Origin of the sequence: Streptococcus peroris ATCC 700780, assembly GCF_000187585.1 — a bacterium.
Classification (GTDB): domain Bacteria; phylum Bacillota; class Bacilli; order Lactobacillales; family Streptococcaceae; genus Streptococcus; species Streptococcus peroris.
Window position 1 is genome coordinate 1,403,550 of sequence record NZ_GL732463.1, and the last position, 15,503, is coordinate 1,419,052.

Annotated in this window: 14 protein-coding genes; 4 read left to right on the forward strand and 10 right to left on the reverse strand. The window is 39.0% G+C overall.

The features are described from left to right. The 10 genes from HMPREF9180_RS10335 to HMPREF9180_RS08835 all read right to left on the reverse strand — a co-directional run bounded on the left by HMPREF9180_RS10335 (window position 1) and on the right by HMPREF9180_RS08835 (window position 10,550). Window positions 1-171, reverse strand: a complete 171-nt coding sequence (locus HMPREF9180_RS10335; protein WP_006146182.1) for a hypothetical protein — start codon at window positions 169-171, stop codon at window positions 1-3. Window positions 172-185: 14 nt separating this feature from the next. Next, entirely contained in the window at window positions 186-1,499 is a 1,314-nt protein-coding gene (locus HMPREF9180_RS08795) for a hypothetical protein (RefSeq protein WP_006146183.1), read from the reverse strand. Beyond that, complete coding sequence (locus HMPREF9180_RS08800; RefSeq protein WP_006146184.1) at window positions 1,499-4,150, reverse strand: valine--tRNA ligase; 2,652 nt, start codon at window positions 4,148-4,150, stop codon at window positions 1,499-1,501. Before HMPREF9180_RS08800 ends, HMPREF9180_RS08795 begins: the two co-directional genes overlap by 1 nt. Next, the gene (locus HMPREF9180_RS08805; RefSeq protein ID WP_006146185.1) at window positions 4,150-4,686 is read right to left on the reverse strand and encodes a restriction endonuclease subunit S; all 537 of its coding nucleotides are present in this window, start codon (window positions 4,684-4,686) and stop codon (window positions 4,150-4,152) included. Before HMPREF9180_RS08805 ends, HMPREF9180_RS08800 begins: the two co-directional genes overlap by 1 nt. After that, window positions 4,670-5,752, reverse strand: a complete 1,083-nt coding sequence (locus HMPREF9180_RS08810; RefSeq protein ID WP_006146186.1) for a restriction endonuclease subunit S — start codon at window positions 5,750-5,752, stop codon at window positions 4,670-4,672. Before HMPREF9180_RS08810 ends, HMPREF9180_RS08805 begins: the two co-directional genes overlap by 17 nt. After that, window positions 5,745-6,755 (reverse strand): virulence RhuM family protein, encoded by a 1,011-nt coding sequence (locus HMPREF9180_RS08815; protein ID WP_006146187.1) that lies wholly within the window; start codon window positions 6,753-6,755, stop codon window positions 5,745-5,747. The genes HMPREF9180_RS08810 and HMPREF9180_RS08815 overlap by 8 nt, the downstream gene beginning before the upstream one ends. Beyond that, window positions 6,748-8,730 (reverse strand): HsdM family class I SAM-dependent methyltransferase, encoded by a 1,983-nt coding sequence (locus HMPREF9180_RS08820; protein WP_006146188.1) that lies wholly within the window; start codon window positions 8,728-8,730, stop codon window positions 6,748-6,750. The genes HMPREF9180_RS08815 and HMPREF9180_RS08820 overlap by 8 nt, the downstream gene beginning before the upstream one ends. Before the next feature lie 19 nt (window positions 8,731-8,749). Continuing rightward, window positions 8,750-9,307: a GNAT family N-acetyltransferase gene (locus HMPREF9180_RS08825; RefSeq protein WP_006146189.1), complete on the reverse strand. Its 558-nt coding sequence runs from the start codon at window positions 9,305-9,307 to the stop codon at window positions 8,750-8,752. Continuing rightward, window positions 9,294-9,872 (reverse strand): flavin reductase family protein, encoded by a 579-nt coding sequence (locus HMPREF9180_RS08830; RefSeq protein ID WP_006146190.1) that lies wholly within the window; start codon window positions 9,870-9,872, stop codon window positions 9,294-9,296. The genes HMPREF9180_RS08825 and HMPREF9180_RS08830 overlap by 14 nt, the downstream gene beginning before the upstream one ends. 285 nt (window positions 9,873-10,157) lie before the next feature. Further along, window positions 10,158-10,550, reverse strand: a complete 393-nt coding sequence (locus HMPREF9180_RS08835) for a helix-hairpin-helix domain-containing protein (protein ID WP_006146191.1) — start codon at window positions 10,548-10,550, stop codon at window positions 10,158-10,160. A 212-nt stretch (window positions 10,551-10,762) separates the two neighbouring features. On the opposite strand from HMPREF9180_RS08835, the gene HMPREF9180_RS08840 reads away from it, so the two are divergent. The 4 genes from HMPREF9180_RS08840 to HMPREF9180_RS08855 are packed head-to-tail and all read left to right on the forward strand — an operon-like array spanning window position 10,763 to window position 15,474. Then, on the forward strand, window positions 10,763-11,515 hold the full coding sequence (locus HMPREF9180_RS08840) for an isoprenyl transferase (RefSeq protein ID WP_006146192.1): 753 nt from the start codon (window positions 10,763-10,765) through the stop codon (window positions 11,513-11,515). Window positions 11,516-11,522: 7 nt separating this feature from the next. Continuing rightward, window positions 11,523-12,326 (forward strand): phosphatidate cytidylyltransferase, encoded by an 804-nt coding sequence (locus HMPREF9180_RS08845; protein ID WP_006146193.1) that lies wholly within the window; start codon window positions 11,523-11,525, stop codon window positions 12,324-12,326. 21 nt (window positions 12,327-12,347) lie between these two features. Next, window positions 12,348-13,604: an RIP metalloprotease RseP gene (gene rseP / locus HMPREF9180_RS08850; RefSeq protein ID WP_006146194.1), complete on the forward strand. Its 1,257-nt coding sequence runs from the start codon at window positions 12,348-12,350 to the stop codon at window positions 13,602-13,604. Window positions 13,605-13,620: 16 nt separating this feature from the next. Then, on the forward strand, window positions 13,621-15,474 hold the full coding sequence (locus HMPREF9180_RS08855) for a proline--tRNA ligase (protein WP_006146195.1): 1,854 nt from the start codon (window positions 13,621-13,623) through the stop codon (window positions 15,472-15,474). Window positions 15,475-15,503 lie beyond the last annotated feature (29 nt).

Sequence of the window (15,503 nt, forward strand, 5' to 3'; positions counted from 1 at the left end):
TCATCTATCTTGAAATATTTTTTGCTTAACAAAACTTTCTAGCACATTTTGTGAAACTTCAATTATCTCATTTCTTTTATTAAATTTATCCTCAAAAAAATAAAACAATTTTGATTCTTTTAATCCTATCCAATAATTGCCATGCATCATTGCATTTCTTATTCTTTCCATAATATAATTGGATCTCAAGTCATAGTGTGAGTGTAATTGAAGACGAATCTTATTTTTTTATAGTAATCATATAAAGCCAAAGGATTTTGTATGTATATTCCTTTTATACTGATTTCAGGTATCTGAATTTTAGGTAAATCATCATCCTCTAATCGAGACGAGATATTAAACATTCTTAATAAATCGAAAGAATACCTAAAACACAAGAACTTATTTTCATCCTCAGTTAATTCGTCAATACTTTTAAAAATTTCATTGATTCTATTAATACCTAACTTTCTATCCCTTAAATAGTCTATTAGTCTATCGTTTAATTGAATTAGATGAACTAAAAAATTAGAAAACTCCGTTTCAAAGTCAAATAAAAACTTTATTGACTCGAAAAAATGAATCGGATCATTAAGTTTATGATTTTTTTCTTGCAAGTAAAACAAACATTTTTGCTCAATCTCGTCATGCGAAATAGAAATTATTTTACGATTAAAAGAATTGTTATTCAAAAAATTATCTATAGTTGTCTTATCTCCAGATTGTATAATACTAGTAAATTGATTCATGAAATGATCTTTTTGAAACCCTGAAAATTTAGTATTAACTTTATCTGAAAGAGTTACCTGATTAAAATTAATCAGCCCATTCTCTTGATTTAATTCAAACCAAGTATGTTTGTATGGAACTCCTGAGAAACTATAATTTGAAAAAAATTGCTGAATAAAAAGATGCAAAATTGGTTCAAAAACAAATCCAATTTCTTTAGTTTGTCCATTATCGTGATTATAAATCGAAAAATTACTTAGAAACCCCGTAGAGTCACTTGCATAAAAGCCATATTGCATATGTGAGAAAGCATTTCTTACTATCTTGAATTGATCCCAAACTCGCCTGTCTTCCCCATCTAGTGAGTAAAAAAATGAATTAAATTTATCAATGCGTATTTTGAAAAGATTATTCAAATACTTCTTATAATTTTCTAAAAATTGACGTTCTCGTATGAAGAGTGTTGAATCATTCAATCTGTCAAAAAATGGTTGAAAGGCAAATTTGTCTTTCAAATAAACATTATAAACCTTCTCATTATTGAAAGTTAACAATACTGCATCTAGGAATATTCTAAATCTATTTAAATCAATAATACTTAAACTATCAAATTGACCTTGTTTTAATTTATTAATCAGTTCATCTATTACAATCCCATCATGATATATTTCCTGATAATAATCAATCATTTTGAAATTATTATTCAAATAATCATCGTTTGAGTCTTTTGACTCTAATATATTCAATGGTTGATTAAACCACGATTTATATTTTCCGTAATCTTCAGCCACTATTTCACCAACTTCTTCATCTCATCAATCCGTGCGACGGTCGCGTCGTACTTAGCTTGGTAGTCGGCTTGTTTGTCGCGTTCTTTTTGGACGACTTCTGGTTTGGCATTGGCTACGAAGCGTTCGTTAGAGAGTTTCTTACCAACCATATCCAGTTCTTTTTGCCATTTAGCGAGTTCTTTGTCGAGACGAGCTAATTCTTCTTCGACATTGAGGAGGTCTGCCAGTGGCAAGTAGATTTCTGCTCCTGTGATGACGCTTGACATTGCGAGTTCAGGTGCAGGAATGTTTGATGCGATTTCCAAGTGTTCTGGATTTGTGAAGCGTTTGATGTAGTTGACATTGCTATTAAAGAAGGCTTCCAAGTTGCTATCGCTAGTCTTAACAAGAATGGTGATAGGCTTGCTTGGAGCTACGTTTACTTCCGCACGCGCATTACGAACGGCACGAATCAAGTCTTTGAGGCTTTCGACACCTGTGTGAGCCGCAAGGTCTTCAAAGGCTGGATTAACAGTTGGGTATGCTGCTGTTACGATAGAGCCTTCTGAGATTTGTCCAAAGATTTCCTCTGTCACGAATGGCATGATTGGGTGGAGGAGACGAAGGATCTTGTCCAAAGTGTAAAGGAGAACAGAACGTGTGATAACTTTCTCTTCTTCGTTATCGCTGTAAAGGACTTCCTTGGTTAACTCAACGTACCAGTCCGCAAATTCGTCCCAGATGAAGTTGTAGAGGATGTGTCCAGCTACACCAAACTCAAACTTGTCAAAGTTTTCAGTGACTTTGCCGATGGTTTCATTGAGGTTGTGGAGAATCCAGCGGTCTGTGACATTGCCAGCTTCCTTCTTAATCACTTTTTCGACATTAGCTGTTGCTTGCTCAAGAGTCAAACCTTCATTGTTCATGAGGATGTAGCGAGAGATGTTCCAGATTTTGTTAATGAAGTTCCATGAAGCATCCATTTTCTCGTAAGAGAAGCGCACGTCTTGTCCTGGTGCAGAACCGTTTGAAAGGAACCAACGAAGAGCATCAGCACCATATTTCTCGATAACATCCATCGGGTCAATCCCGTTACCGAGAGATTTCGACATCTTGCGTCCTTGCTCGTCACGAATAAGACCGTGGATAAGGACGTTTTGGAATGGCTGACGGCCAGTGAATTCCAAGGATTGGAAGATCATGCGAGATACCCAGAAGAAGATAATGTCGTAACCTGTTACAAGGGTTGAAGTTGGGAAGTAGCGTTTGAAGTCTTCTGAGTCCACATCAGGCCAGCCCATGGTTGAGAATGGCCAAAGGGCAGAGCTGAACCAAGTATCCAAGACATCTTCATCCTGAGTCCATCCGTCACCTTCTGGAGCTTCTTCTCCGACGTACATTTCACCTTCAGCATTGTACCAAGCAGGGATTTGGTGACCCCACCAGAGCTGACGAGAGATCACCCAGTCGTGGACATTTTCCATCCATTGGAGGAAGGTATCGTTGAAACGAGGGGGGTAGAATTCTACCTTGTCTTCTGTATCTTGGTTAGCAATGGCATTTTTGGCCAATTGGTCCATCTTAACGAACCATTGTGTAGACAAACGTGGTTCAACGGGGACACCTGTACGCTCTGAGTGACCAACTGAGTGAGTCATCTTTTCGATTTCAACAAGGGCACCGATTTCTTCCAATTTCTTGACAACAGCTTTACGTGCTTCAAAGCGGTCCATACCCTTGAATTCGCCAGCCAATTCATTCATGGTACCATCATCATTCATGACGTTGACTTGTGGAAGATTATGGCGTTGACCAACCAAGAAGTCATTAGGGTCATGGGCAGGCGTGATTTTAACCACACCAGTACCAAATTCAGGGTCTGCGTGTTCATCGCCAACGATTGGGATTGGCTTGTTCAAGATTGGTAAGATAACATTTTTACCAATCAAATCTTTATAACGTTCGTCATTTGGGTTAACCGCTACAGCAGTATCCCCAAACATCGTTTCAGGACGAGTAGTCGCCACCTCAAGGGCACGTGAACCGTCTTCCAACATGTAGTTCATGTGGTAGAAGGCACCTTCTACATCCTTGTGAATAACCTCGATATCAGAAAGGGCTGTACGGGCTTTTGGATCCCAGTTGATGATAAATTCACCACGGTAAATCCAGCCTTTTTTATACAAATCTACAAAGACCTTACGAACCGCTTTTGACAAGCCTTCGTCAAGAGTGAAACGTTCACGAGAGTAATCCACTGAAATTCCCATCTTGCCCCATTGTTGCTTGATGGTAGACGCATACTCATCTTTCCATTCCCAGACTTTCTCAAGGAATTTTTCACGACCGAGGTCATAACGCGAAATACCACTTTCGGCCAAACGAGCTTCAACCTTGGCTTGAGTAGCAATCCCAGCATGGTCCATCCCTGGAAGCCAAAGCGTATCGAAACCTTGCATGCGTTTTTGACGAATGATGATATCTTGCAAAGTCGTATCCCAAGCGTGACCCAGGTGAAGTTTCCCAGTTACGTTTGGTGGTGGAATGACGATAGAATAAGGCTTCGCCTTTTGATCGCCTGAAGGCTTGAAAACATCTTCGTCAAGCCATTTTTGGTAACGACCAGCCTCAACCTCGGCTGGATTGTATTTTGGTGAAAGTTCTTTAGACATTATTTTTTCTCCTTGTTTAAGTAGTTCAATATCTTAAAAATTTGTTCTAACTCTTGTTTTTGCATATAAGAAGTCATATAGTCATAATCTGGCAATCCAGTTTTAGTAACTGGTAACATAATCTTTTGACGTTTCATGCGTTCGCCATTGAATTTATAACCATAGGCATACTTGATTTTTTGCGACAGAATCATTTGTTTCAAGAAAAGATAGGTATATTTATTTCCGTATATTTCATCTTTCCATTTCAATCGTTTGACATCATCAGAAAAAATGGCTTCGTAGGGATGATAGAAATTTTCAACGACGCTACCATTGTAATTTACACCGAGCACATTTGCATTAAGACTTTTATTTTTATTAGATACAAAGGATGTAACCCCATTTTCGCTATCGCTAGCACCTACAAATGGTCTCAATCCAATTTCTTGATTGGCTTTTGTCAAACGGACACCGGATTTAATCTCACAAACATCCTCAATCCAGAAATCTTTCCAAGAAATTTCACAAACTTTTTCTTCAAGAATGTTCATCATTCTGATATATATATATATATTCGAGCACTTCTTGGGCTTTATCAAGTTCTAATTTTTTCACAAAGTCAGACATATATTGGAAATCAGGGTTTCCCTCTTCATCGGAAGGAAGTACTAGAGTTTCTCGCTTCAATCTTTCTTGGTTTCGTTTATATCCAAAATTATATTTCCCTCTAACTTGATCAGCTATTGTAGTTATAAACTTAGCATTATATTCATTCAGATACTGATTATATCCCACTGTTATATCTTGTGATGCAATAAAGTCTTCTTTTTTATAGACACTATACCCCATTGAACCTTCGCCGTTACGAATGAAAGCAATAGCATTCCCAGAATATATAAGATTTTCTTTTCGCTTCACAAAATCCAAAACACCATTATTGCGATTAGTTGCTCCAACGTAGCTAATCCCATCAGATGTATTTTTTTCTAAATGATTAAGTCCTTTACTGCTTTTTGTAACTAAATCAAAAATGTCTCCTAGCTTAAATGTTTTCCATTCTACTTTGTCTAGTCCTACCACATCTCCAGCTAGTTCAACCAATTTACGCTCATAATAATCAATGATTTTCTGAGCTTGTTGTTTCTGTTCTTGCTTGATGTAGTCTTCCATGAACTGCCAGTTGGGCTGACCTTGGGAATCCATCGGCAAAATTACGATTCTTTCTTTGAATCTAGTTCCTGTCAGACCTTTTCCATATCCAAAACCACAGTCTTTTATACTATTTCTAAAAGATTGAACCAAAAATATCCCTACGTTTTTGGAAATATTATCATTTTGGATAATATACATTTTATTTCCAGTAATATACTCCACTGACTGGTAAAAGAAATCTGCATTTTCAGCTCCGAGGCTTATAGTATTTTTAGGATTTTTATGAACATTTATATTTTCAACTATTTCCTCTAAGCCATTGTTAAAAGATGTTCTTGTAATATATGGTATACCCTTTTTAGTGATTTTAATATTATTTTTATGGTAAGGTTTTGAATTAGTTACTTCAAAAATATCTTTTACTTTAAACTCTCCCCACTCAACATCCGTCAATTTTAACTTACTCATCTTTGTTACCTGCCATTAGTTTTTTGATTTGCTTGTCAAAATCCGATACGATTTTCTGGGTGCGGTTGAATTTCTCATATTCTTGACTGGCTTTCTCATCTGCCTCTTTTTTAGAAATGGATCCTTTTCCTTCTAGAATTTCATATTCATTAAAAGAAAGGAAGCGGTCAATGCTTTCCGCCAAAGATTGCATGGTAAAGGTATTGCGTCGCTCAACCAAACCTTCAATATAGTCGAAGTAAGAGGTTACGGTACGCTCTAGTTGACGGATTTCGGTTTCTTGCAAATAATTCTTAGCAACTGTCACATCCGACTTCAGTACTCTTCCATCTGGTGCATTCTTCCAGGTCGTTAGCCCCATTTGATTCTTATCAGCATCTGCCTTATGATAAATTATCTCAGCAGCGGTATTACCTGTAATAGCAAAATGAAACTTGTTCTGCACCATAGCATAGAAATTCTTAGTGATTTCAGAATTTCTATCGTAGTCAATAGCGCATTCCGCAAAAATATCGGTTATTTGCTGATAAATACGGCGTTCACTGGCACGGATGGAACGGATTCGCTCTAAGAGTTCACGGAAGTAATCTTGACCAAAGACCGTTTGCCCTTGTTTAAGTCGCTCATCATCAAGTACGAACCCCTTAATAATAAATTCTTTTAAGGTATTCGTTGCCCAAATTCGAAATTGTGTCGCCTTAGTTGAATTTACGCGATAACCAACGGATATAATGGCATCAAGATTGTAATACTCTAATTCGCGCTGAACCACTCTACTACCCTCTTTTTGAACTGTTTGAAATTTTCGAACAGTTGCCAGCTTATCTAACTCGCCATCACTATAAATATTTGATAAATGGTGACTAACCGTTGATTTAGAAACTCCGAACAAGTCAGAAATCCCTTTTTGTGTCAACCAAAGATTTTCATCTTGTAATAGAATATCTAAATTAACATCACCATTAGGTGTCGTATAAAGGACAAAATTAGAAATTTCATTCATACTTGTCACCTTTTTCCGCTACCATCGGAAGTTCCTCAATATCGGTATTTTCTTGATAATTCTCTTTTTCTTCTATTCCAAAAAGATAACCTCGGCCATGAGTAATCATATTGACTTCAAAAGTGAGGTAATCTGCAATGGTCTTTTGAAAATCTTCCTCAGAAGGAATTTCATCATTAAAGTAATAGAAAGAGTGAAGCCATTCGTCATCTGCCTCAATCGTTGTTTGAACACAGAACTTAGTTTCTGCTTCCGTGCGATCAAACCAAACATCAAGCAAGTGTTGCTTTTTATCTTTAGCTGTGGCTGTTTCAACCAGGCCAATATGTTTAGAAACTTCAAAACCATCATTTTCAAAGTTGATAAATTTGCATTCTTTTTCTAGACGATGTGGTATACCAGCTGTAAATACTGCAATACAAGGATTTGTTCCTACGCCATAAAAGGTATTCTTATTAAGTGTGATAACACCTTCTAAAGTATGATGTTTTAAAATATTTTGTTTAGCTTCTTTTTCAAACTTGGTCTTTCCTGTAAAAGTGGACTGAGGAACAATGACAACTGCCTTAGCACCTTCGACTAAAGAATTTAACAGGTGCTCTGTAAAGTTGATTTCATATAGTTCGGTATTGGCTGTCGAACCCATTGAATACGGCGGATTCATCATACCAACGTTGCATTGTTTTAACTGAAGTTTGCTAGGATTTTGGCGTAGAAAGTCTTGGTTTTCAAGGTTACTTTTCCCATCACCGCGTAATATCATATTTGTCGTAGCAATTGTAAACATATAAGATTGTTCTTCAATCCCGAAGAGCTGATGTTTCCGAATTTGGTCACGTTGAGAATCATTTTCTGCTTTTGTTAACATATCATGCATAGCGGCGATTAGGAATCCTGCTGTACCGCAAGTCGGATCAAAAACCTTATCCGTCGGCTTTAAATCGACTAAATCACAAAATAGTTCTGTAATATGTTTTGGTGTTAAAACAATACCTAGGTTCTGGCCGTCTCCTCCAGAATAAGACATGAATTCTCCGTAAAAACGGCCAAGATAATCTTCGGCAGAACTATTATATCTTAAACTTTGATAGATACTTTTATAAAGAAATTCTGTGAAATGTTTGATAGGCGTTTTACCTAGATTAGCATTTTTTTCATTAATTTTCACATCGTCTTTGATGATGGCAAACTGACTAAGTAATTTATCTTTTTTAACTTCGGGAGATACATTAGCACGCTGAAGATTAGCTTTAATGGCAGCATATATCTTTGAGCCGTCTGTTTTTACAGTATCTCCAGTTAAACTTTCCAGAGAGAAGTTTCCATGCTCAGTTTCTCTCAATGCTAACAGAATTCCTGAAACAATCAGAGGTTTGTTTTTTTCCTCAATATTTCCGTAATTTCTCAAATCATTATGTAAAGTCGCTGCATCTTTTAAAATCTCAGCAGTTTCTTTTTCAAAATTGGTTTCTTCTTGAAGAATCTCTTTTACGTAATACTCATCAATATTATCTATTGAAAAGGAAATCAGGGTCTCGATATCCGCAAGTTCAAAATATTCACCACGTTCATTTACAAAAACAGGAGTAATGCGGTGTTTTTTTTCATTACCGCTAATTCCAACAGCAATGATTTTTTTGTAACTAACCTTATCTGCTAAATGCTTAGCATAAAAGACCGCTCCGTTTACTGCGTAGTCTGTGTTTGATTTAGTATCATCAGCAATTAAATCATCATCTGTATAATTGATATGTTTTGATAATCCAGGTTTATCTTCAATAATGATTAAGAAGTCTTTAACAATTCCAACGTATTCTGGGAAGCCTGAATTTCCAGTCCCTTTTTTCGAGGCAGTTTTTAGAGCGTCATTAATCTCTCTAACATTACTTCCCTGCGCATCAAAATTTTCACGGATTCCGGCTTCTTTCAAGAGTTCATGAACCCATAAATCAGTATTTACTTCTTTTTTTGCCATTATTCATCTCTTTTCATTACTAAATTTCCCACTCACTCTTCAGCAAGCCATATATCAAATCATCACAGCGGTTTCCTTGGGCATCTTTGCGATCCCTTATGCGAGCTTCAAGGGTAAATCCAAGCTTCTCTGCAACTCGTTGACTTTGGGTATTGTAGCCAAAACAAGTTAGTTCAATCTTATGAAGCTCCAGTTCTTTAAAAGCTAAATCAATCAAAGCACGCGCTGCTTCGGGCACATAGCCTCGTCCCCAATAGTCTGGGTGCAAGGTATAGCCAATTTCCAATACATCGTCTTCGTGACGATGGTTGAAATCAACAGAGCCGATGATCTTATCCGTCCCTTTGACCACAATGCCGTAACCAGCTGGGAGCTTGTCCTTTTGATTGCGCTCAGGAAGAATGTGCTCCAGATAGTAAATCTCATCTTCCAAGGTCTTAACGGGCGGAAAGCCCGCTGGGTAAGAAACTTCTGGGAGACTAGCATAGGCATGGGTATCCTCGGCATCCGCCACTGTACGGACTCGCAAGACAAGTCGCTCAGTCTCTATTCGTTCAGGTAATTCAGTTCTTGTCATCTTTTTTTCTCGCTTTCTTAATAAAACTTCCCATGGGATCGACTCGGTCGTCCAGATAACGATAAACGCGCTGGTGGCCGTCCCCCATAAAGTAAGTCGGCGCAAAGCGGTCATTTTTAAAATGCTCTTTATCGTCCAAGAGCTCAGGATCAGCCAGTCGCTCGAGAATCTTGGCAAAGATATGGCAGATGCCATCTTCCTCGATAATCCGATCTACCTGACAGTCCAATACGACTGGACATGCCTCTAAAATCGGGGCCTGAGTCCGTACAGAAATTTCGTAGTCAAGCCCTAGGTGTTTTAACTTTTCCCGATGGCTGATAAAACCAGCCTGCTCCATCTCCAGCATGAAGTTTTCATCAGGAATGTTCACAGTAAACTGTCGATAATGCTTAATCTGGTCAGCCGCATTTTCCTCAGCACCAACCCCAATGACTAACCAATCTCCTAGACTATATGAGGAGCTGCAGGTCGTTATATTGTGTCCAAAGTTCTGGTCCTGATACCCCAAGATAAAGATAGGAAAACCAAAGTAGAGCTTACTTGTTTTAAAAGATTGTTTCATGACAACCTCCTTTGCCTAGAGTTGCAAAAAAATCGCCCCTGTCATCAATCTGACAGGGACGAATGTGTTTATCCGCGGTACCACCCAATTTCGGGCAGATGCCCGCATCTCTCGTCTTTAAAACAAAAAGACATTTTTATTTCAATTTTTCATCCATTAGCAACCAGTTTTGACACATTTATGGACTTCTCAGCACCGCCACTTTCTGTAAAATGTGGGATTCAAAACACCTCTAATGGGCATACTTTAAAAAGTTTTTGTGGAAATTACAAGAGGCAATAAAGGTTACTTGAACTTGATGCCGTTTTCTTTTAATTTCTTGATAGTAGCTGGTCCGATACCTTTAAGTGAAAGAAGTTCTTTTTCAGTCCAGTTTTTGAAATCAGCAGTAGATTTGATTCCTTCTTCGTAGAAAGTCTTGACACGGTCAAGTGGGAGACCTAGTTTAGCTGCAAAGTCTTCTGCTGAATCTGCCACTTTTTGCGCTTGTTCTTTAGTTGCTTCTACAGTTTTTTCAACTTGTTTAGAGACAACTTTACCTGCGTTGTTTGCTGCTTTTTCAGCATGTTTCACAACTTTTTTTGTTTCTTCGACAACCTTGTTTACAGCGTTTGAAAATGCACCTGAACGACGAAGACTATTTCGTAATTGTTTTTTACGTTGTAGTTTTTTTACCATGATAAAATCCTTTCAATAAAAAACCCCTGTAACTGATCAAGGATAAATCTTTACATTTTATTGTATCAACTTTCTTTGAGAAATGCAAGACTTGTTAGTTTGAAAACACAGAATCCCTATAGAAAAACCGTCCTAGAATAAGAAAAGATGATAGAAGAAAAGCGAAAAATATGGTATAATGAAACGATAGATTTTTGAATAGGAATACAATCATGTTTGGATTTTTAAAAAAAGATAAAGTTATAGAGACACCAGCGGTAGTACCAGCTCATATTGGAGTTATCATGGATGGGAATGGGCGTTGGGCTAAAAAACGGATGCAACCACGAGTTTTTGGTCATAAAGCTGGAATGGATGCTTTGAGAAAGGTAGCCATTGCAGCTAGTGACATGGGAGTCAAGGTCATGACTGTTTATGCCTTTTCAACTGAAAACTGGACTCGTCCGGATCAAGAAGTTAAGTTTATCATGAATTTACCGGTTGAGTTTTATGATAAGTACGTTCCTGAGTTGCACCAAAAGAACATGAAGATTCAAATGATTGGGGAAACTGACCGCTTGCCTAAACAGACTTTTAATGCTCTGAAAAAGGCAGAAGAGTTGACCAAGTTGAACACAGGTTTGATTCTTAACTTTGCCCTCAATTATGGTGGACGAGCTGAGATTACGCAAGCTCTTAAGTTGATTGCGGAGGAAGTTTCGGACGGCAAGATAAGTTCAGCAGACATTGATGAAGAACTGATCGGAGACTATCTCTTTACAGGCCATTTACCTAGAGAGTTTCGTGACCCAGATTTGATTATTCGAACTAGTGGTGAGCTTCGCTTGAGCAATTTTTTACCATGGCAGGCAGCCTACAGTGAACTTTATTTCACGGATGTCTTGTGGCCGGATTTCGACGAGCAAGCTTTGAAGGAGGCTATTGCAGAGTTCAATCGTCGTAACCGTCGATTTGGAGGAGTTTAGGAAAATTATGAAAAAGGACTTAATAAAAAGGACAGTATTTGCCGCTCTAGCCCTAGCTATCTTTATTCCACTCTTGATGGTTGGAGGGCTTTGGCTTCAGATAGTGATGGGGATCCTAGCCATGCTTGGAGTTCGTGAGTTGCTTCAGATGAAAGGGTTAAATATCATGACCCCTGAGGGATTGTTGACCCTGCTAGCAACTTTCGTATTAACCATTCCCTTGGAAAACTATCTGACCTTTTTACCCGTAGATGGGAATGTTGTCGCATACAGTGTCGTGATATTTATCATGCTAGGAGCGACTGTCTTCAGTAAAGACTACACGATTGAGGATGCTGCTTATCCAATTGCCATGAGTTTCTATGTTGGTTTTGGCTTTAATGCTTTACTTGATGCTCGAATAGCAGGAATGGATAAAGCGCTCTTGGCTCTCTTTATTGTGTGGGCAACAGATAGTGGTGCCTACCTAGTAGGAATGAATTTTGGAAAGAGAAGATTGGCACCAAGAGTTTCTCCTAATAAATCAATTGAAGGAGCTTTTGGAGGAATTGTAGCTGCCATGCTTGTCACACTTATCTTTATGTTAGTGGATAGAACAGTAGCTCTTCCTTATGGCATTTACAAAATGATGCTCTTTGCTATTTTCTTTAGTATTGCAGGTCAATTGGGTGATTTGATTGAGAGTGCCATGAAACGCCATTTTGGGGTTAAGGATTCAGGAATCTTTATCCCAGGTCATGGTGGTGTCTTGGATCGATTTGACTCTATGCTAGCAGTTTTCCCAATTATGCACCTCTTTGGCTTATTTTAAAGAAAGGTGAATAGATATTAAATGATAGGATTACTAACTTTTATCCTTGTTTTTGGAATTATCGTGGTGGTTCACGAGTTCGGACATTTTTACTTTGCTAAGAAGTCTGGAATTCTAGTTCGTGAATTTGCCATTGGAATGGGTCCAAAAATCTTTGCCCATATCGGAAAAGATGGGACCGCCTACACGATTCGTCTTCTGCCATTGGGTGGTTATGTCCGCATGGCGGGTTGGAGCGAGGATACTACAGAGATTAAGACAGGAACTCCTGTTAGTTTGACTTTGGCCGATGATGGCAAGGTGAAGTGTATCAATCTGTCTGGCAAGAAAGTCGACCAGACGGCCCTTCCTATGCAGGTAACCCAGTATGATTTCGAGGATAAACTCTTTATCACAGGTCTGGTCTTGGAAGAGGAAAAAACTTTTTCCGTAGATCATGATGCAACGATTGTAGAAGCGGATGGGACGGAGGTTCGTATTGCTCCGCTAGACGTTCAATATCAAAATGCGACGGTCTGGGGCAAACTGATGACCAATTTTGCAGGACCAATGAATAACTTTATCCTAGGAGTTATCGTCTTCTGGATTTTGATTTTTATGCAAGGTGGTGTCCGAGATACACAAAGCAATAACTTTAGTATTATCCCTGATAGCGCGATTGCTAAGGCCGGTGTTGACAATACGGCAAAAATCACCAAAGTCGGTTCACACGAAATTAGTAACTGGCAAGATTTGATTGAGGCAGTGGAAGCAGAGACCAAGGAGAAAACAGCACCAGTTTTGGATGTGACAGTCTCTGAAAATGGAACTGAAAAGCAAGTCAGTGTGACACCTGTTGAAAATCAGGGGCGCTACTTACTCGGTGTGCAGCCAGGACTCAAAACAGATATTTGGTCTATGTTTGTTGGTGGCTTTACGACTGCAGCGGATTCAGCTTTACGTATCTTGAGTGCTTTGAAAAGCTTGATTTTCCATCCAGATTTGAATAAATTGGGTGGGCCAGTTGCTATCTTTAAAGCTAGTAGTGATGCTGCTAAGAATGGACTTGAAAATGTCTTGTACTTTTTAGCCATGATTTCTATTAATATAGGAATTTTCAACTTAATTCCGATTCCGGCACTAGACGGTGGAAAAATCGTGCTCAACATCATCGAAGCTATCCGCCGCAAACCATTGAAACAAGAAATTGAAACCTATGTCACTCTGGTTGGAGTTGCCATTATGGTTGTCTTGATGCTCGCTGTTACCTGGAACGACATCATGCGGACCTTCTTTTAAGAATTAGAGGAAAAATATGAAACAAAGTAAAATGCTAATCCCAACGCTTCGCGAAATGCCAAGCGATGCTCAAGTTATCAGTCACGCCCTTATGTTGCGTGCGGGTTATGTTCGTCAAGTATCAGCAGGTGTTTATTCTTACTTGCCACTTGCTAACCGTGTTATCGAAAAAGCTAAAAAGATTATGCGTCAGGAGTTTGACAAGATTGGTGCAGTTGAGATGTTGGTGCCAGCCCTTCTCAGTGCAGACCTTTGGCGTGAATCTGGTCGTTACGAAACTTATGGTGAAGATCTTTATAAATTGAAAAATCGTGAGTCATCCGACTTTATCTTGGGACCAACTCACGAAGAAACTTTTACGGCGATTGTCCGTGATTCTGTTAAGTCTTACAAGCAATTACCATTGAACTTGTATCAAATCCAGCCTAAATACCGTGATGAAAAACGTCCACGTAATGGACTTCTTCGTACGCGTGAATTCATCATGAAAGACGGTTATAGCTTCCACGCTAACTACGACAGCTTGGATGTGACTTATGATGAATACAAGGCAGCATATGAACGAATCTTTACTCGTAGTGGCTTGGACTTCAAAGCCATCATCGGTGATGGTGGAGCTATGGGTGGTGAGGATAGCCAAGAATTTATGGCTATCACACCTGCCCGTAGTGACCTTGACCGTTGGGTTGTCTTGGACAAGTCTGTTGCATCATTTGACGAGATTCCTTCTGAAGTGCAAGAAGAAATCAAGGCAGAATTGCTCAAATGGATGGTTTCTGGGGAAGATACCATTGCCTACTCAAGTGAATCCAGCTATGCAGCTAACTTGGAAATGGCAACGAACGAGTACAAACCAAGCAACCGTGTTGTGACTGAAGATCAAGTGACTCGCGTGGAAACACCAGGTGTCAAATCGATTGATGAAGTCGCTGCCTTCTTGAACATCTCTGAAGACCAAACAATTAAAACCTTGGTTTATATCGCAGATGAGGAACCAGTTGTGGCCCTACTTGTCGGCAATGACCAACTCAATGAAGTCAAGTTGAAAAATTACCTTGGAGCAGATTTCTTGGAACCTGCAACTGAGGCAGAAGTGAAAGAATTGTTGGGAGCAGACTTTGGATCTCTTGGACCAGTTGGTCTACCTGAAAATGTCAAAATTATCGCAGATCGCAAGGTACAAGATAGCCGCAATGCTGTCGTTGGTGCCAATGAAGATGGCTACCACTTGACTGGTGTCAACCCAGGTCGTGACTTTACTGCAGAATATGTCGATATCCGTGAAGTTCGTGAGGGCGAAATTTCTCCAGATGGACAAGGTGTTCTCAACTTTGCGCGTGGTATCGAGATTGGCCACATCTTTAAACTGGGTACTCGTTACTCAGCAAGCATGGGTACAGATGTCTTGGATGAAAATGGTCGTGCTGTGCCAATCATCATGGGCTGCTACGGTATCGGTGTTAGTCGTCTCCTTTCAGCAGTCATGGAACAACACGCTCGTCTCTTTGTGAACAAAACCCCTAAAGGTGAATACCGTTACGCTTGGGGAATCAATTTCCCTAAAGAATTGGCACCATTCGATGTGCACTTGATTCCAGTTAATGTCAAGGATGAAGCAAGTCTTGCATTGACAAATCATATCGAAGAAGCCTTGGTTAATAAAGGCTACGAAGTCTTGACAGATGACCGTAACGAACGTGTCGGTGTTAAATTCAGCGATAGCGATTTAATTGGCTTGCCAATCCGTATCACTGTTGGGAAGAAAGCAGCTGAAGGCATTGTAGAAGTCAAAATAAAGGCGACAGGAGATACGATTGAAGTTCACGCTGATAACTTGCTTGAAACCCTTGAAATCCTAGCCAATAAATAAAATTTGTAATCAGAAGAAAAAACAAGACA